General features: G+C 47.6%; 16 protein-coding genes. 12 read left to right on the forward strand and 4 right to left on the reverse strand.

Going from position 1 to position 17,439, the window contains the following annotated elements; translation table 11 throughout:
* The first annotated feature begins 489 nt into the window (after positions 1-489).
* Together L3N51_RS06665 and L3N51_RS06670 are read left to right on the forward strand one after the other, a co-directional pair.
* Complete coding sequence (locus L3N51_RS06665) at positions 490-915, forward strand: HEPN domain-containing protein (protein WP_238026247.1); 426 nt, start codon at positions 490-492, stop codon at positions 913-915.
* Positions 899-1,243: a nucleotidyltransferase domain-containing protein gene (locus L3N51_RS06670; RefSeq protein ID WP_238026248.1), complete on the forward strand. Its 345-nt coding sequence runs from the start codon at positions 899-901 to the stop codon at positions 1,241-1,243. Before L3N51_RS06665 ends, L3N51_RS06670 begins: the two co-directional genes overlap by 17 nt.
* A gap of 231 nt (positions 1,244-1,474) precedes the next feature.
* Here the strand turns inward: L3N51_RS06670 and L3N51_RS06675 are convergent, their stop codons facing one another.
* The gene (locus L3N51_RS06675) at positions 1,475-1,741 is read right to left on the reverse strand and encodes a sulfocyanin (protein WP_238026249.1); all 267 of its coding nucleotides are present in this window, start codon (positions 1,739-1,741) and stop codon (positions 1,475-1,477) included.
* Between the two features lie 130 nt (positions 1,742-1,871).
* Here L3N51_RS06675 and L3N51_RS06680 point away from each other — a divergent pair, with 130 nt between their 5' ends.
* The 6 genes from L3N51_RS06680 to L3N51_RS06705 all read left to right on the forward strand — a co-directional run bounded on the left by L3N51_RS06680 (position 1,872) and on the right by L3N51_RS06705 (position 9,805).
* Positions 1,872-2,252 (forward strand): hypothetical protein, encoded by a 381-nt coding sequence (locus tag L3N51_RS06680; RefSeq protein WP_238026250.1) that lies wholly within the window; start codon positions 1,872-1,874, stop codon positions 2,250-2,252.
* Between the two features lie 225 nt (positions 2,253-2,477).
* Complete coding sequence (locus L3N51_RS06685) at positions 2,478-3,935, forward strand: extracellular solute-binding protein (protein ID WP_238026251.1); 1,458 nt, start codon at positions 2,478-2,480, stop codon at positions 3,933-3,935.
* Positions 3,932-4,882, forward strand: a complete 951-nt coding sequence (locus L3N51_RS06690) for an ABC transporter ATP-binding protein (protein ID WP_238026252.1) — start codon at positions 3,932-3,934, stop codon at positions 4,880-4,882. Before L3N51_RS06685 ends, L3N51_RS06690 begins: the two co-directional genes overlap by 4 nt.
* Positions 4,879-6,528, forward strand: coding sequence for an ABC transporter permease subunit (locus tag L3N51_RS06695; protein ID WP_238026254.1), 1,650 nt, complete (start codon positions 4,879-4,881; stop codon positions 6,526-6,528). The genes L3N51_RS06690 and L3N51_RS06695 overlap by 4 nt, the downstream gene beginning before the upstream one ends.
* 192 nt (positions 6,529-6,720) lie before the next feature.
* Positions 6,721-8,130, forward strand: coding sequence for an MFS transporter (locus tag L3N51_RS06700; RefSeq protein WP_238026255.1), 1,410 nt, complete (start codon positions 6,721-6,723; stop codon positions 8,128-8,130).
* Positions 8,131-8,266: 136 nt separating this feature from the next.
* Positions 8,267-9,805 carry an APC family permease gene (locus L3N51_RS06705; protein WP_238026256.1) on the forward strand — a complete coding sequence of 513 codons (1,539 nt, stop codon included), beginning with the start codon at positions 8,267-8,269 and terminating at the stop codon, positions 9,803-9,805.
* Positions 9,806-9,827: 22 nt separating this feature from the next.
* Here the strand turns inward: L3N51_RS06705 and L3N51_RS06710 are convergent, their stop codons facing one another.
* Positions 9,828-11,165 carry an MFS transporter gene (locus tag L3N51_RS06710; RefSeq protein WP_238026257.1) on the reverse strand — a complete coding sequence of 446 codons (1,338 nt, stop codon included), beginning with the start codon at positions 11,163-11,165 and terminating at the stop codon, positions 9,828-9,830.
* Positions 11,166-11,352: 187 nt separating this feature from the next.
* On the opposite strand from L3N51_RS06710, the gene L3N51_RS06715 reads away from it, so the two are divergent.
* The 3 genes from L3N51_RS06715 to L3N51_RS06725 all read left to right on the forward strand — a co-directional run bounded on the left by L3N51_RS06715 (position 11,353) and on the right by L3N51_RS06725 (position 14,705).
* The gene (locus tag L3N51_RS06715) at positions 11,353-12,699 is read left to right on the forward strand and encodes an MFS transporter (RefSeq protein ID WP_238026258.1); all 1,347 of its coding nucleotides are present in this window, start codon (positions 11,353-11,355) and stop codon (positions 12,697-12,699) included.
* A gap of 98 nt (positions 12,700-12,797) precedes the next feature.
* Positions 12,798-13,697, forward strand: a complete 900-nt coding sequence (locus L3N51_RS06720) for an alcohol dehydrogenase catalytic domain-containing protein (protein WP_238026259.1) — start codon at positions 12,798-12,800, stop codon at positions 13,695-13,697.
* Between the two features lie 39 nt (positions 13,698-13,736).
* Positions 13,737-14,705 (forward strand): acetamidase/formamidase family protein, encoded by a 969-nt coding sequence (locus L3N51_RS06725; protein WP_238026260.1) that lies wholly within the window; start codon positions 13,737-13,739, stop codon positions 14,703-14,705.
* A gap of 17 nt (positions 14,706-14,722) precedes the next feature.
* On the opposite strand, the gene L3N51_RS06730 is transcribed toward L3N51_RS06725, so the two are convergent.
* Positions 14,723-15,049, reverse strand: coding sequence for a ribbon-helix-helix domain-containing protein (locus L3N51_RS06730; protein ID WP_238026261.1), 327 nt, complete (start codon positions 15,047-15,049; stop codon positions 14,723-14,725).
* Positions 15,050-15,389: 340 nt separating this feature from the next.
* Here L3N51_RS06730 and L3N51_RS06735 point away from each other — a divergent pair, with 340 nt between their 5' ends.
* On the forward strand, positions 15,390-16,448 hold the full coding sequence (locus L3N51_RS06735) for an MFS transporter (protein WP_238026264.1): 1,059 nt from the start codon (positions 15,390-15,392) through the stop codon (positions 16,446-16,448).
* Between the two features lie 10 nt (positions 16,449-16,458).
* Here L3N51_RS06735 and L3N51_RS06740 read toward each other — a convergent pair whose 3' ends face one another.
* On the reverse strand, positions 16,459-17,439 hold the full coding sequence (locus L3N51_RS06740; RefSeq protein ID WP_238026266.1) for a CBS domain-containing protein: 981 nt from the start codon (positions 17,437-17,439) through the stop codon (positions 16,459-16,461).

Genomic DNA, 17,439 nt, shown 5'->3' on the forward strand with positions numbered 1-17,439 from the left:
TGTATTAAAACTTTATCAGAACTATTAGTTCCCACAGTTCCCTTCATGTTGGCATATTTTAGGTTTCAAGGAATTCATGCTAAGTCACGACGCCATAAATAGCACTTTCCTGAAAATCCCTTCAAGCTTATTTTATCTAAAAGTCTTTCAGTTCTGTCCCAATTAGTATTTCAGGGATTTTAACGCAGTGAGATACTCTTCAAGGAAGTTTGTGTTGAAATGAAAATCGTTCATAGATGAGAAATGCCACAGACCTTAAAAGTGAAATATAATTGAGAGACTAATGAATTTATGCAAGTTTGACGACACTATGAAATGATAGATCCATTTTGATCATCTCACATAGATTAACTAATTACAATTCGCAACGGAAACCTAGCTCGCCCAATACACAACCTGTAAAGAGTAAATTCAGACGATATACACTGCATTGTAACACATGCTACTTCGAAACGAATTAGCTTTTAATTATTTATCAAAAGATAAAGTGTGAGTGGATTAAGGGTTCAACGACTTAAAAGAAGAGCATCACAGTTCTTAGATGACGCGAGAAAGGACTTAAATGATGGCTTTTATGATCTGGCGATGTTTCACGCAGAGGAGGCAATTCAACTTTTCCTAAAGGCCATACTCCTTGAATTATTTGCGTCTGAGTTTAGGTCTCATCAAGTTAGAACTCTATTTTCCTACCTGGTGAAATTATTGATAGAGAATAATTATACGGATCTAGCTAATGAGGTGCAGGAGTTAGCCACCGAGCACAAAGAAACTCTTTCGGAGCTAGAGGATGCCTATATCGAGAGTAGATATGGAGAGATAGAATATGAGAAAGTTCAGGCCGAGAATTCCATTTCCGTCTCCGAAAAAATCATAAATAAACTTGAGGAGATTAGTAAACGTGTCAAGCTGGGTTAGATTTAAGTTTGAACATTTGAGGCGATGGAGGGAATATGCCGAGAGGGTTAACAAGGCGGTTAAAGAGGTTAACAAGAATGCGAAAGTTTACGTTTTTGGTGGCGTCGCTGAAGATAGAATAACGGTGTCGAGTGACATCGACATCTTAATAATCTTCCCTTATCCATTAACCGACAAAGATAGAATTGAATTGAAAAAGAGGATATTTAACACTGCAGTGGAAAAATACAATTTACCCTTTGGGGCACCAGTGGAGTTACACGTTGTAGATGAGGAGAGGGCAAGAGAGTATCTCAGGTTTGCTAAAAAAGTAATACAAATAGAGTAGTTTTCATGGACCAATGGAGCCACAAAATGGTGCTCCTTATCTTAATGTGAATTGCTAACCCCTACTTAATTGATCCTGCATCGAATAATGAGAAATGAAGGAACTGGAATACAATTCGCAATGGAGACGTGAAGGACCCTAGCGTGAGGATCACCAATATTCTTCGCTTTACGCGTAGTAAAATACAACTTCAGGTTAAAAAGGGAAAAATCCATTACTTTAACAGTAACCCTAACCCCAGCTATATCCTCCCGAGGATCCTGAGGAACTTGAGCCTGAGGAACTGCCTGAGGAACCGCTGGAGGAAGAGCTACTGGATCCGCTGGAGGAAGTACTAGATGATCCACTTGAAGAAGAGGTCATGGTTGTACTGGAGGTTTGTGTCTTGGCATGAGAAGGCGCATGGGTTAGGGCCATTCCCATGAATGCGCCCCCTATTACGAGAATTACTACTGTTATTGCTACCACAGCTATTTGAGAGACTCCTAGAGCCTTCATCACTTTAACAGGGTTATTCAGCATTATAATACTTTTACCCAAATCCTGTTAACTGCGTTTCACTGAAAACTCATTAAGTTTATAGAATTTGGGAAAAAGCATATTTATACTCTACGTCAAGCTCCGTTTAATGAGCAACATATCATCAATAAACGGTCCATTAAGGTATCTGGGAGGAGCCCTTATGGTAATATGGGCAATAATTCACTTTTTCCTATCGACGGAACTCCTGAAAAGGTTACCGTTGGTGGGAGAATTCTTCATCGTAGATTCAGTATTAATGATAATAGGTGCCGTTGTGCTATTCGTTGGATTTAGATTGCTTTACCTTCCAGTGCTTGTCCTAGACTGGGCTAATTATCTTCTCCTTACCGAATCTAGAATATATCCGGCTCCGGTCCTTGGCTTCCCATTACCAGCAATAAACAGTTACGTTATAGGCACCTTTGTGCTGGACATAGTGACCGTAATTGTGGTTACCTTAGTGTACATAACGGTAAAGAAAAAGTAAAAGTCGATGGAATCTTTCAATCAAACTCTTTTTTCCGGTTTACAAAATTTTTATATGAACTGTTCCAGACACTAATTGGAAACTATGCCTGAGAGCTCAAGTACTAAGAAAATCAAGTTCCTAGAAGAGAACCTAGGCGCTATACACGTTTGAGATTAAAACTTACTGTCCTTAGGATAGTACGTAAAATACTAAGTTTATATTCCTGGATCATTATAAGAACTTATGAAGGGTCTTTCAGGTAAAATTGTAGCTGCTGTAATTGTTGTAGTGGTCATAGTGGCAGCTGTGGCCATAATAGAACTTACCTCTAAACCCAGTCCGACTCATGTCACTACACCTCCGACAAATACGTCCACAACCAGCACGACAACCACAACTACCTCCAATGTCACATTGACCGTGGTAACTTTTTCAGGAGAATCGGCGCAATTTATCCAGTATGCAGGGGAACTTTTCCATCAACAACATCCCAATGTACAGGTACAGGTGATTACGTATCCATTTAGTGATTATATCGACAAGGAACTCACGGTGTTAACTGGACACTCCTCCCAATATGATATAATAGGATTTACATCCACGTCGGCCCAGAGGGTGTCTCCATACTTACTCAACCTGACCAACTTCAACCTTTCTCAGGTAATAGCCCAACAGGAGGACTTCGGTGGAGTAATTTACAACGTTACTACGGGTCAGAAAGAGGTTATAGGAGTCTCGTATGAAACAGCCGTTTACCTGATGGCGTACAGGGCATCAATATTCAATAATCAAACCCTCGCCAACGAGTTTACCAGTGAATATCACGTACCATTTAACCCCAACGACTGGACCAACTGGACGGAAGTGCTTTGGGCTGACCAGTTTGTGACATCCCATAACCTGACTCAGTACGGATTCCTGATTGATGATCACGTATCACATGGAATAATAGATGCCTTCCCCGCAGTTTTCGGTTGGTATTACATTAAGGACACCGCGATATCAAACGGTACCACAGGTGTTCCAGGATTCAACATCATGTTCACGGGTTACATCCCCGCAGGAATGAAGTTTCCCGTTCCTTCCTTCAATTCAAGTGCAGGTGTCTCAGCTCTGGAGACCTACGCACAACTGGTTAAGTACGATCCCAATCCATCCCAACTCCAGGTTAGCTACGATAACCTACCCGAGTTATTCCCGCAGGCAGCCGGAGGCTTCCTGTTCACCAGCCAGCTATCATACCTAAACTCAAGCGTGGCCCAGGATACCTATTTAGCCCCTCTACCAGGAGGATACGCTGAGACAGGGACGGACCTGCTGGGGATAAGTAAGTACTCCACCCATCCTCAACTAGCCGAGGAGTTCCTTCAGTTCTTGGTTTCACCTCAGGTCCAGGAGATAGCCTTCCTTAAATTCGGTAAGTTCCCGGTGAATCAGCAGGCTTTCCAGGACCTCATAGCCAACAACTCCATTCCCAGTTATCAGAGGGAGTGGCTCAACGCCACTTACCACGCGGCCCTTAACGCATGGGCAAATCCGCCAAATGTTCCGCCAACCTATATCTCACTGATTACCGACTTCAACAATCAGGTGTTTTCATACCTGACTGGACAGATAAGTAACCCGGAGCAGGCCCTACAGACCGCAGCCCAGCAGTGGTCAGCGACCGTGCAGTCCTACTATAGCGGTGGACAAGCTTGAGCGTAGAGCTCAAGTCGGTTAGCAAGATCTATAGGAACGTAAGGGCTCTAGATGACGTGAACATAACCATAAACAAGGGAGAATTTTTTGTTATTCTTGGTCCTTCCGGTTCAGGCAAGACTACCCTTCTCAGGGCAATTGCCGGGCTGGAGAAGGTTGACTCAGGAACAATCCTTCTAGACGGGAAGGATATTACCCGGTTACCTCCCCACAGGAGAGAAGTGGCCATGGTTTTTCAGAACTATGCTCTCTATCCCCATAAGACTGTCCTTGAGAACCTCCTGATGCCCGTGGAGGGAGAAATGAGGCGAGAGGAGGCCACAAAACTGGCCAAGGAAATGGCGTCAATGCTGGGGATAGGTGATCTCATGTCCCGTTACCCCTCGGAGTTGTCCGGGGGACAACAGCAGAGGGTTGCCCTGGCGAGGGCCCTGGTTAAGAGACCTAAGGTTTTCCTTATGGATGAACCTCTCTCCAATCTAGATGCAATTCAGAGGGTGTCCGCAAGAAAGCTGATAAGGGACGTGCAAAGGGAGAACCAGATCACCACGCTTTACGTTACTCACGATCAGGTAGAGGCCATGGCCTTAGCTGATAGGGTGGCAATAATGAATCACGGAAAGGTTATACAGATGGGAACTCCGGAGGAAATCTACTCCCATGTTGATAATGAGTTTGTGGCAACGTTCTTTGGTAATCCCCCAATGTCGCTCATTGACGGGAAGCTTCTAGATCTGAAGGGTAAGATAGGGGTTAGACCTGAAGACGTGGAGCTGGGGGAGGGTGACATGAAGGGGAAAGTAAGTGACGTGGAGTTCTGGGGGGACAGATATCTCGTGTACATCTCCATAGATGGGGATGAGTTGCGGGCCTTCTATCCCTACAGGTTAAGAATAGGGGAGGAGGTAAAGTTCAAGTTCAAAAAATATGCGGGTCCCTGGTCATGAAGTACGTATATCCTTATCTGGTGTACATCACTGCCTTTGGAATAGTCCCTTTTTTGGGCGCGTTTGCCCTTCTGGGCGTGAACTTCAAGTCAGCGTTCTCGATATTTGAGCTTGTTCCCCTGGGTCAGATCGTGGTGAATACCCTGATTTTCGCCTTCTTCACAGCTTTACTCTCTGCAGTTGTTGGCACCATACTCGCAATCCTGGTGGACATGACGAGCAGAGGATCCAGGATGATTTCACTTCTTACCATGTTACCCTACACGATACCCTTCACTTCCTCAGCCCTCATCTGGACCATCAGCCTTTACGGTAAATTCGGATGGTTCTCCTACATCTTTCACGTTCCCTTTGATCCCCTCTATCTGAGCTCAACTGCGATATGGGCAGTGACTGGGGTGAGCATATGGTCCTCCATCCCCGTATCCTTTCTGGTAATTGTTTCCTCACTGAGGTCCATACCCAGGGAGGTGAGGGAGGCCTCCGTGATGGATGGTCTCTCCCTGTCACAGTTTTACGGCAAGGTTGCTGTTCCCATGATAGGAAAGGCGTTCTGGATATCCTTCCTCCTCCAGTTCGTCCTAGCCATGGGTAACTTCGACCTTCCCTACGTTCTCACCCAGGGAGGACCAGGTTACGCCTCAACTACCCTTCCCCTTTTGGTGTTTGACGAGATTTTCCTTTCGGGAAACTTTTCCGGAGGAGAGGTGGTTGCGGCCATCCTGGGTTTGATGGCCACTCTCCCCTCCATAGCACTCATATTCCTTTTCAGGTCCAAGAGAAGGAAGTTTCTACCCTCAGTGAACATAAGGATTCCGGACTCAATGTTCAGGTCAGTAATTTACGTGATAAGTGCAGTGATACTGTTCCTGCTAGACTTTCCGGTTTACTGGATGATCCTGGTGGCATTTAGGAACGCGTCCCTGGATTTCAGGGCCCCACCTGTCCTCTTACCTGTTAAGCTCACTCCTTCTTACTTTATTTCCTCTCTTGAGGGAGCGGTTCCATACCTCATAACCAGCGCCGTTGTTGGTATCCTGGCCTCGGTCTTCACCGTTCTCATATCTCTTCCGGCCTCATATGAGGCCAGTAGAAGAGGCCTGAGCTGGATGCTGTTTCTCTCAATTTACCTCTATTCTCTTCCAGCGGCATCCTTCATTATTCCCTTGTATCTCCTGTTCACGGCGACCAGACTGCTCAATACTTGGTGGGCCCTGATACTCTCCACGCCAATTTTCACAGCCACCTTTGCCACGTGGATATTCTACAACTTTTATCTGGACTTTCCAAAGGCATACGACGATGCGGCCTCGGTCTTTGGGATAAAGAGGAAGTTGACCAGGATTGTGTTTCCCCTTTCCCGGGGAACTCTTTTCACCGTGTTTCTCCTATCCTTTGTGTTCAACTGGCACCTCCTCTTCTACCCGCTCATATTTGCCAGCACGCCCTATAACATGAAATTCCCTCCAGAGGGCGCACTCACCATTACGGTTTACGCTCTTGACGCCATAGGCGATCAATCACTGAACTGGGGACTTCTGGCCTCCTCCGCGCTGGTGGCGGCCCTACCGGTCATGATTGTCACGCTCTTCGCCATAGACAGAGTTTTGAGGGGAGATCAGAGAAGTGGAGTAAAGTTTATATAGCAAAGCCAGTTAACGTTGTTATTAAGTTAGTTTTTGCGATTAAAATGTCTGATGTAGAGAATTAAAATCTTACAAAGGGTTTTAAAACATTTATCCCGATGCTTATAAATAATACCAGTAATTTGAAAGTGATATCATACTTATCATAAAAGTGACTTTTATTGACGTTATACTTCACAAACAGGATGAAACATGTCTGAAGAGGCAAACAGGAAAATAGCCGAGCTTACAGCCAGGATGGACAGGCTTCCCACCATCGTTTTACCTGTGTCTGTAATACTATCCTTAGCTTTCGGCTACTTTATAGCCCTTTATGACGTGATAGATATTGGTCTGGCCTTCTCCCCCACCTCTTTACCCTACACTGGACTGACCTCAGCTCAGGCTCCCACTGTGGTTTCCATGGGTCTTTTCGGATATATCCCAGGTGCGATTCTGCTGGGTTATCTGGCTGACAAAATAGGGCGCAAGCCCACACTTATCCTCACGGCACTCTTGACGGGGGTGGGCAGTCTAGGAAATGCGCTATCCTTTAATTTCGCCTCTTTCATCATTTTCAGGTTTATCACTGGAATGGGAATTGGTGGTGACCTCATTCTTGTCCCGGTTTACCTGGTGGAGATGGTACCCGCAGTGAAGAGAGCCTCCTACTTTAATCTGGTATATATAGCGGGATGGGCAGGACTGGGCCTAGGTCCCTTTTTGGCCTCTGAGATAGTCCTTGCCAATCCAGTCATTGGATGGAGAGTAGTCTTCGCGGTGGGCGCGACCCTGGCGTTCATAGTTCTGGTTATCAGGTCTCACGCCTCAGAAACAGTGAGGATGCTTGCAGTGAAGGGGAAGGTGAATGAGGCCGAGAATCTGGTAAAGGAGATGGAGGAGAAGGCCAAGCAGAAGACGGGAATGAAGGAGTTACCTCAACCGGTGGTATTCAACTATAAGGTTGCTAAAAACGATCCCTTTGCAGTGTTCAAGAACCCTATTTACAGGGTGAGGGTTATAGCTGTGATGCTATCCATATTCTTCTTCTACTTTGGAGAGTATCCATATCTCACAGAGTATCCCCTGTGGACCTCTAGCTTCCTTCACTACTCAGGAGCCCTGGGCAATGAGATAACTTTCCTGTTTGGGCTGGCGGGAATTGCCACATTCTTGGGGGCAATTGGACTGAGGTTCGTGGTGGAGAGGGTGAGGAGAGCGGTGCTTGTGACCTTCTCTTACTTTGTGGGAATGCTTCTTGGAGTTCTTATAGCTGTGGCAGGAGCAATAGGCAGGGACATACCTCTAACTTTCCTTGGTTTACTCCTGAGCAACTTCATAGGAGTGGGCTGGTCCAATCAGCTTAACTACCTTAATGGGACTGAGAACGTACCGACCTACGCCAGGGCCACCTCATTCGCCTTCTCTGACGGATTCGCTCACCTAGGTGCTGCCATTTCCACTGCCATAATCTTTGACTTCATACCTGTACTGGGAAACCTACCCACATGGGTCCTGTTTCAAGTACCGATGGTTATCATGGGACTGATACTGATAAAAGTGCTTCCCAACACCATAGGAAAAAGCCTGGAGAGCATTAATGAGGCAGAAGCAGGAACTTGACTGTTTAAGTGTTTAAAGTAGACGGCGATGTTTTGATCTAATTTTATTTTTACTCTTTCCATTTAGGTCTTATAATTAGATTTTCTCCCATTCAACGAAAAAAGCTTATATTGTGATTTTATTAGCAGGGTAATGTATGCCTCTGAAAAAAGAACTGAGTTATCTGGATCTCCTGATACTGGGAATAGCCGGGGCGGTGGGAACGGGCGCCCTTTTTAGCACTGCCGGCATGACCGCAGAAGCGGGCCCCTCTGCCGTCCTGTCGTGGATACTGGGGGGTATTTTCTACCTCTTCGTTGGCCTCACGTACAGCGAGATTTCCATGAACTTACCCGAGGCGGGTGGACCCTCCAGGTACAGTCTATACTCTCACGGAAAATTAACAAACCTGATAAATGCGATGGCAGACCTTGTCTGGTACCTTTTCATTCCACCTATCGAGGCTCTGGCCGTGGTGGAGGGATTAACATTCTTCTACCCATCACTGCTCACACCCTCAGGAACTCCCACCCTGCTGGGAGGACTTCTGGGGGTTGTTTTGCTGGTCCTCTTCATTCCCTTCAACTACTTCGGCGTCAGGGCCTTCGGCAGGTCCACCACAACATTTGGTGGTGTTAAGCTGGTGTTATACGTGGCGCTCGCCCTTGGGGTGATGGGGGTATTCTTTTCCGCGAGGAACTTCGTCAGCTATGGCGGGATAGCTCCCTTCGGGTTGGCGGGTATGTTCTCCGCAATTCCGCTAGCCATGTTCGCCTTCGGTGGGATAAGGGTGATACCAGATTACGCTGAAGAAACCAAGGTGAGGAAGAAACTCTCCTCTGCCATAATCCTCACGGTGATTGGACAGACCCTCATCTATGTGCTCTTTGCAGTGGCGTTCGTTGGAGGGATTAACTGGAACGCGCAACACCTCATCCCCGGAAACTGGACCGGAGTAACCTCTGCCTTGCCGGGAAATCCATTCGTGGACCTATCTCAGAGTAGTTCAGCCCTACTAGTGTTAGCGTTGATTGTGGCGATAATTGGGCCCTTCGTCACTGGGTATATCTATCTCGGTGCAGGAACTAGAGTGCTGTTCGCCATGGGTAGGAGCGGGATAGTCACGAAGTTAATGAAACAGCTACATTCCACGTACTCAATTCCGGTTTGGGCCCTCCTGGTATTTGGGATCGTTGGTGCCGTGATAACCTTTCTCACCTCACCCATACCCACAATTTACAGCCTTATCAGCGACGCTGTGGTTGCCGGTTACCTTGGCTTCGCGGTGAATCCAGTGGCTATGATGAGCCTGAGGAAGAAATTTGAGTACAAGCTTAAGGGAGGTCCCGTAATAGCTGCTTTGGCCTTTGTCTTCTCCTCCCTGATTGCCTTCTGGAGCGGATGGCCTTCCGTACCTTACTCTGTGATAATAATTGCAATAGCGGTAGCCCTGTTCGGTGCGGTGTATAAGGGCTTCCAGAACGTGTATAACTCCCTGTGGTACATCGCATACATTGCCTTCATAACTCTCATGACCTATATAGGGAGCGATGGCGCCCTTTCCCTCATAAACTTCTACCTTTCCTCAGCGCTGGTGGCAGTAATCTCAGTTGCCGTTTTCTTCCCCTGGGGAATCCTGTCAGCGAAGAGGGACATAAGGATACCAACGGAGCAGGAAATGGAAAGTCAATCCTAACTGGTTTTTGCCACAAGAAAAATTATACCTTTTGCGGTTCCTCGGTAAGTCTTGTACCTAGGGTTTCAGGACCCAGATACTGACCTCCTCCCACGAGTATTGCCCCCAGAATTAGAAGAACAGCAGTGGAGAACCAGACGTTCTCCGGGGTGTCGATACCCTTGAATAGATACTGATGCATTAGCTCCACGTATATGCTGAACCAACCTCCCACAAATATCCCTGAGGAGTACCCGAAACCCACTCCTGATGCCCTCATGGATGCCTTAAACCTCTCGGAGAGATAGATGGGTATTATTCCCCAAGGAGCCTGAGTTATTATGCCTATCATTATTGAGGCCAGGGACGCGCCAACCACATTACCTGCCCTGGCTGAGGTGAATAGGAGATAGTAGACGGGAACCGAGAGGACCAAGGTGAGGAAGATCCAGATCAGGGTCAACCTCCTTCTACCAAGGTACTGTGAGAGGGCACCAAAGGTTAGAGCTCCGGCAAATGCAGCGTATGTCCCGTAGGAGTAGATGCTCTCGGCAGTTTGCAGGGGAAACACGGAGGGAGCATGCTCCAGTATTGCTGGAACGAAGGCGAAGAGGGAGTAGGCATAGAAGAACATTCCCGTCATGTATACCATTACCTGGAAAAAGTCTCTCCTGTACGGCTTTCTGAAAAGGTCAGTCAAAGGGCTCTTCCTCACTAAATTCCTGTTCTTCACGTCCTGGAATACGGGAGTTTCCTTCATTGACAGCCTAACGGCTAGGGCAATAACTGCCGGAGCCAAGGCGGTCAGGAAGACGTATCTCCAGGCGAAGTCCTCAACCCCCTTCAACCCATAGATGCCGATGAAAGCGCCCTCTACCACAGCGGCCAGAGCAGCGCCGAAGGAAAATCCACCCTGAACCAATCCGCTGATGAGACCTCTCCATTTGAAAGGAGTCCATTCCATGGCGAAGGGATGGCCTGCAGAGTACTCACCTCCAGCAAATATCCCAACTAGGATCCTCAGGAGAACAAAAAGAACGAAGGACAGGATTCCCACCTCCGAGTATGTGGGAAGGGCAGCAGTGAGAGCGCTGACCAGGCCAAGTCCCAGGACAGTTATAATTAGGTCTGCCCTCCTCCCGATTTTATCACCGAGGTTACCAAATATTGCCGAACCCAGTGGCCTGAAAATGATGGTCAGAGAGTAGCTCAGTATTATGTTGAAGGTGGCCAGAAGGGAGGATTCCGGAGGTAAAAGAACCTTGGCCAGAATTGGGGCTATGCTCAGGATCATTGTCAGGTCATATGAGTCGAGAAGGAATCCCACAAACTGGGATGAGATCGCCTTTGCGGAATCGATTCCGAAACTTTCAGGTTCCATGGTAATTATCCCTTACGTCACAGGCTATATAGAATTTTCTTTCAATCTTACTTGAATATAATTAACTTCATTTCCACCTAAACAGGGAAAAACCCGTTACGCTGAAAATTTAATTAGTGTGTTAAATATGTGGTAATTCAAGTGTGTATAAGGAAAAGATATTATCTAAAACTTACAATAATCACTCATGACCATTGCAGGAAGAATTGAAAGGCTTCCCTGGACCTCCTTCCATACCAGGCTATTGGTCCTGTTAAGTCTGGGAGAGTTCTTCGAGCTTTACGACCTTTTTGTGGGAGGCTTTGTGGTGGCACCTATCTCAGCGTTTTACAAGGTCTCCACTGCGGTGGCAATCTACTACAATATTGCGGTATTTTTCCTGGGGGCGTTCCTGGGAGCCATAATCTTCACATATGTTGGAGATGCGCTTGGAAGGAGGACATCTCTAATCCTTAACATGGTAATAGCTGGCATCGGACTTTTGCTGACTCCATTCTCGCCCAGCATTCAGGTACTTGGAGCTTTGAGGTTCATAACAGGACTTGGGGTTGGTCCAGAGGCTCTCATAGTTTTGGACGTTCTCATAACTGAGTTCTTCCCATCAAAAATAAGGGGAAGGGCACTGGCCATAGCCTATACGGCTTCATGGACAGCTCCCATAGTCGTGGCCATTTTAGCGTATCTGCTCATCCCTCACGTCTACGTGATCCCGGGCTGGAAGTGGCTGTTCATCATAGGTGGGCTGGGTATACTTACCATTATACCCTTCAGATTCCTTATCCCGGAATCTCCAAGATGGCTGGAGTCCAAGGGTAGGGTAGATGAGGCCGACAGGATTGTCAGGGACATGGAGAATGTGGCAATGAGGGAGAAGGGATCACTGGAGGAACCGCTCCAGGTTCAGGTGATCACATCACAGAGGGTTAGAATCTCTGAGCTCTTCAGTAACGAGTACAGGAGAAGGACAGTTATGCTGTGGATCTTCGAATTCCTTCAGGCGGGGGTCTACTACGGTTTCGCTTCGTTAGCTCCCTCAGTTCTTGCAAGTAAGGGATTCACTCTGGTCCACACACTGGAGTATTCAATGCTGATATATACTTCCTATTTCCTGAGCTCCCTGGCCTCCGTGTTCATCATTGATAGCCAGAAGTTTGACAGGAAATGGCAGGTTAGCATTGTGATGCTGTTAATGGGAATAACAGGTTTGGCTTTCGGCTTCGCCATCACTCCGGTGGAGGTTATAGCAACGGGCTTCCTATTTGGGTTCCTCTCCAACATATTTTCCAACGCATTTCATCAGTATGGGGCGGAGCTTTATCCAACCAGGATGAGGGCGTTTGCGGACGGGGTGCAGTATTCCCTGAGCAGGCTTGGGAACTACGTGTGGCTGAGCGTATTGCCACTGGTACTTGCCAAGTATGGTGCGGTGGGAATGTACGCGGTAGTGTTCGTGATGGCGGTCATAGTAACGCTTGATGTTGGAATATTGGGTCCCAGGGCCTCAAAGATAGAGCTGGAGGAGTTGTCCCACTAACCGTTGCGTTTATGAACAAGAGATGAGAGTTTCGACCCAAGTTCCTTTTATTTTCTCATGACCTTTTATGGTATCTCACGCTGGTAATGGTGAATGAGATGAGGGCCCTGATTTTAAGGGATGGTATGCTATCCCTAGAGGAGCTTCCAACTCAAGGAAGATATAGGGTGAGAGCGGTGGGAATATGTGGCACCGACGTGGCCATGGTCAAGGGGACCTATCCTCCCAGGAAGAACCCCCTTATTCTGGGTCACGAGTTCGCCGTAGAAAGGGATGGGGAGTTATACGCATCTGAGATCAACCTCGTCGATTGGAGTTGCGAATACTGCAGGAAGGGGATGTACACGCACTGCGTGAACAGGAAGGCCATAGGGATTGATGCGGATGGAGCCATGAGAGAGTACATGGACCTACCCAGTTATCTCCTGCACAGGGACAGTGTGGGCTTGAAACCTGAGGAACTGTCGTTGGCTGAACCCACGGCAGCTGTGCTGAGGATGGTGGAGCTCCTGAATCCGTCACCCTCGGACAGGGCACTCGTTCTGGGGGATGGTCCCATAGGGATTATTTCAGCTATGATTCTCACTCACTACGGCGTGGAAGTTGAGCTCAAGGGGCACAATCAGGGGAGGCTTGACTTAGCGGAGAAGCTTGGAATCCTCACGGTGCAGAGTCCGTCCACATACGATATGGTAGTAGAGGCCACGGGAACCAGGGCCCTGGAGGAGGCAATTAAACATGTGAAACCCATGGGGAAGATAGCCCTCAAATCAACCCACGGGCTAGAAGCATCCCTAAACTCCACAAGCGTTGTGGTCAACGAGGTACAAATCTTGGGGAGCAGATGCGGTCCCTTTTACCTCTGGGATAAGGCCATACGTCTGATCAAGGAACTTAGACTGGGAAGGATAGTCTCCACCTATCCCCTGACAGAATATGAGAGGGCATTTCACGACGTCCTTCACCGAAAGGTTGTGAAGGCAGTCCTGATTCCCTGAGCCATTAACCCTTATTTCCTTCCCTTCATCTATAATGATATGTACACCATACATTCGAATAAAATTCATAATAAGTGGGATAATTCCCTAAGTCCCGTCCTCTCCATAAAGTCTGGGGATGTGGTCACTGTGGAGTCCAGAGAGGCCTCTGATGGACAGGTGACCCCTTCATCCTTCCCTTCCGACCTTCTTAAATTGGACTTTTCCAGGATCCACCCGCTTACTGGGCCGATTGAGGTCGAGGGTGCCGAACCCGGCGACGCACTGGAGATAGAGTTCTTGGACTTCTCCACCAAGGGATGGGGGTGGACCGGTGTATTACCAGGGTTTGGTTTTCTGGCCAACGATCCCTACACCACTCCCATTGACCTAGCAGGTCCGGCACTAAAGATATGGAAGGTGGAGAAGGAGGCAGTGGCGAGGTTTGGTGACATTGAGGTCAGGGTTCCGCCCAGACCATTTCCCGGAGTGATAGGCACTGCCCTCCCCACACCCGGTAGGTTCAGTACTATACCCCCAAGGGAGAACGGAGGGAACATGGACATAAAACACCTGACCAGAGGAACGAAGCTCTACCTCCCCGTTTTCGTGAAGGGGGCACTCCTATCCCTGGGAGACACCCACGTAGCTCAGGGAGACGGTGAGGTTTGTGGAACTGCCATAGAGGCCCCAATGGACGTGATCATCAAGGTGACTCTGCACAAGAACGCGGGAATAGCTCAACCCCTATTTGAGACCGGGGCAGTAAGGGATGGAGACTTCAAGGAGTATCTAGCTTATCCGGGTATGGATCCCAACCTGTGGGAAGCAGCTAAGAAGGCCATCAAGGGGATTATAGGCATCCTCTCCTCACATATGACTCCTGTGGAGGCGTACATGCTTGCTAGCGCTGTAGTGGATCTGAAGGTGAGTCAAGTGGTCGACGTCCCTAACTGGATAGTAACAGCTTACTTACCAAAGGATATATTCCCTGAGGAGGTAAGGCCTAAATTAAAGGTGTTAAGGTAAAATTCCTTTTCCTAACCTTATGTGGCACTTAGTGTGGCCACATCGTCCTTGGTTTCCTTATTTTCCTCGATAAACATATAGACTGCCGTTCTGAGCAACGCGCTTCTCTTAACATGTTTCTCCTCCACAAACCTGGCAATCTTTTGATAAAGCTCGTCAGGAACTTTTACCGTTATTATCACCAGCCTATCCTTCTCAAGTTCCGTGGAAACAGGTAAGTTTTGATCCATTATTCTTTCAACATATTTTCTGATCTGAGATGAAAGTGAGGTCTTCTGCCTCTCCAGTATGTCCCAGGCCTCCTGGGCCTTATTTCTTTCTACTTTGAAGGATATTACTTTCATTTAGGTAATATAGCCTTAGAGGGATAATAAATTTTAGTTAAATTTTGCGCTTGAATCCACTTCTTCTTAGAAAATATAGATACTGTGATAATTTAAGGAGGAGATCCCTTTGCAATGGCCAAGATGGGTAGAAATCCTTGAGCAATCCCAATAAATACCTAAACCCGTCACGGACATATGACTAACGTTTCATTGAGCTCCCTGTGAGCAGACCCTATCCAAAATCTCTTCCACATGAACGTCTAACGAATTAAAAGGGATCGAATTAAACTCCACATAATAAATGTGCAATTTTTGCATATTTCGTAGGTTATTTAAGTTGATGACATCATTTCGATTCATGAAACGCACACTATTGGTCTTGACAATGGGAGGCTTCACGGATGGATTTGATCTCCTGATAATAGCGGGCGTTTTAGGAGAGGTAATCAAGACCTTCAGGCTCACAGGTTTCGAGACAGGTCTCCTGGTCTCTTCCTCGTTCATGGGTTCCATAGTGGGCGCAGTTCTTCTCGGTTACCTGTGCGATGTCATGGGTAGAAGGAAGGGTTACCTTATTTCTGTCATCCTTTTCGTTATGGGGGCTTTGATCAGTGCCTCTGCTACAAACTACGAAGTCCTGATTCTAGGGAGGAGTCTAGTAGGTCTAGGGATAGGAGGGGAAATCCCGTCATCGGTAACTCTCCTGGAGGAGGTTTCCAAGAAGTGGGTAGGACTCTCCTTCACCGCGTGGGCCATGGGAGCCCTGAGCGCTACAGCCATCCCCCTTTTTCTTTCTCCGTGGAGACTCGTCCTTCTCCTTGGAGGAGTACCGCCCTTACTTGTTCTCATATTCCACAGGTGGGTAAGTGAGAGTGAAGTCTGGCTAGGCTCATCCAAGGTTAGGATACGCTCAGGAACTCTAGAAACATTTGTTATGGGGATAGGACAGTTCATTCTCACTCTGGTTCTGGCCTCATTTGCAGTATATGTGCCCGGACACTCTTTCATAACCCAGATGGCAAACTGGACATTTTTCGCAATTGGTGCATGCTTAACCTTCCTCCTGACCTCTAAGAAGCCAGTGCTCTCCATGTCCTACTTTTTAACGTCGGTACTTCTTCTCATGTACACCCTTACCGGCTGGTTGGAAGCTATCGCCACTCTTTGGCTTGTCTCAGGTATAGCTTTCAGCTCCTCCTTTCGTTATATGGGTGAGCTTAGAAATGCGAGGGACAGGGGAACCTTCAATGGTATCCTCTTCTTTATGGGAAGACTGGGAGGAGCCATAGGAACTTTCGCCTACCCACTTATTAGACACGAGCTGAACGGAACGTTGCTACTCATTGCCCTCGGTATCCTGATGCAGAGTTTTGCTATTCCATTTTTGGCTGAAGGAGGAATAGAAAGAGTGGAGTAGTGGTTAAAAATCACATTGCCTTGATCCACACTGCATGCTTAGCTATCTCCTTTATGCTGAGCATCCTTATTTCTTCACCGTGGATCACGGGCAGATGCCTGATGTTATGTTCCATCATGATGACTATTGCCCTGGAGATCTGCTCCTGAGAGGATACGGGATTAACCCATCTGGGTTCTATCATATCGTCCAGGGACCTACCCGTGCCCAACGCCTTGGTCAGATCCCTGATTGATATTAGCCCAATCAGCTCTCCATCCTTTACCACGGTGGCCTTAAGACCCCTTTCCTTGAGAAGGTAGTAGAGTTCCCTGTTTGTCACCCTCCCAACTACGGGAACCTGAATTGCGTACTTCTCTATTTTCTCCCTGGGATTTATGGGAATGATGCTCTCGCCCAGGATTGGAGACGTGACTGAGGAAGCCCTCAACAGGTCCCGCAGGGAGATCATCCCTGCCAGCTTACCTCTCTCCAATACCGGCAGATGTCCAATACCCCTTTCCAGCATAATCCTCAAGGCCTCCTCCACTGTGGCCTTTCCCTCTATCGTCACCGCGTCCTTAGAGAAGGCGATGAGGGGCTTATCCTGTTTTCCGGCAATCCATGCTTCCAAAACGTCCGTCTCGGTGATTATCTTGGTTCCATTCATGATTATCAGGGATCCCACTCCTTCCCTCATCATTTCCTCTGCGCCCCTCTTCACTGTCCAACTTGGATCTCCTGTTACCAGTCTCTTGGATGAGTACCTCCTTACCCTGGAAAGGGTTACCTTAGCTCTCACAGGAACCTGCGTTTCATCGCTGAGCACAACTATGCAGTTGTACGGACAGGCCCTTTCGCACGCCATACAGCCTGTGCAGTCCTCAGGTCTCACCACCTCCGCGAACCTGGTGACCTCGTTTATCTCTATGCACTGGGCAAGGGCGCAGGCCCTCTGACACATGTAGCATCCCACACATCTGTCCACATCTATTAGAACCACTGGATCCAT

It is taken from the genome of Metallosphaera javensis (ex Hofmann et al. 2022), from assembly GCF_022064045.1.
Lineage (GTDB): Archaea > Thermoproteota > Thermoprotei_A > Sulfolobales > Sulfolobaceae > Metallosphaera > Metallosphaera javensis.

Excerpts from the sequence above, each read along its gene's own strand:
- L3N51_RS06675 (WP_238026249.1), bottom strand. The coding sequence starts at position 1,741 with ATGAAGGCTCTAGGAGTCTCTCAAATAGCTGTGGTAGCAATAACAGTA.
- L3N51_RS06680 (WP_238026250.1), top strand. The coding sequence starts at position 1,872 with ATGAGCAACATATCATCAATAAACGGTCCATTAAGGTATCTGGGAGGA.
- L3N51_RS06685 (WP_238026251.1), top strand. The coding sequence starts at position 2,478 with ATGAAGGGTCTTTCAGGTAAAATTGTAGCTGCTGTAATTGTTGTAGTG.
- L3N51_RS06695 (WP_238026254.1), top strand. The coding sequence starts at position 4,879 with ATGAAGTACGTATATCCTTATCTGGTGTACATCACTGCCTTTGGAATA.
- L3N51_RS06700 (WP_238026255.1), top strand. The coding sequence starts at position 6,721 with ATGTCTGAAGAGGCAAACAGGAAAATAGCCGAGCTTACAGCCAGGATG.
- L3N51_RS06705 (WP_238026256.1), top strand. The coding sequence starts at position 8,267 with ATGCCTCTGAAAAAAGAACTGAGTTATCTGGATCTCCTGATACTGGGA.
- L3N51_RS06710 (WP_238026257.1), bottom strand. The coding sequence starts at position 11,165 with ATGGAACCTGAAAGTTTCGGAATCGATTCCGCAAAGGCGATCTCATCC.
- L3N51_RS06715 (WP_238026258.1), top strand. The coding sequence starts at position 11,353 with ATGACCATTGCAGGAAGAATTGAAAGGCTTCCCTGGACCTCCTTCCAT.
- L3N51_RS06720 (WP_238026259.1), top strand. The coding sequence starts at position 12,798 with ATGAGGGCCCTGATTTTAAGGGATGGTATGCTATCCCTAGAGGAGCTT.
- L3N51_RS06725 (WP_238026260.1), top strand. The coding sequence starts at position 13,737 with ATGTACACCATACATTCGAATAAAATTCATAATAAGTGGGATAATTCC.
- L3N51_RS06730 (WP_238026261.1), bottom strand. The coding sequence starts at position 15,049 with ATGAAAGTAATATCCTTCAAAGTAGAAAGAAATAAGGCCCAGGAGGCC.
- L3N51_RS06735 (WP_238026264.1), top strand. The coding sequence starts at position 15,390 with ATGAAACGCACACTATTGGTCTTGACAATGGGAGGCTTCACGGATGGA.
- L3N51_RS06740 (WP_238026266.1), bottom strand. The coding sequence starts at position 17,439 with ATGGATCCAGTGGTTCTAATAGATGTGGACAGATGTGTGGGATGCTAC.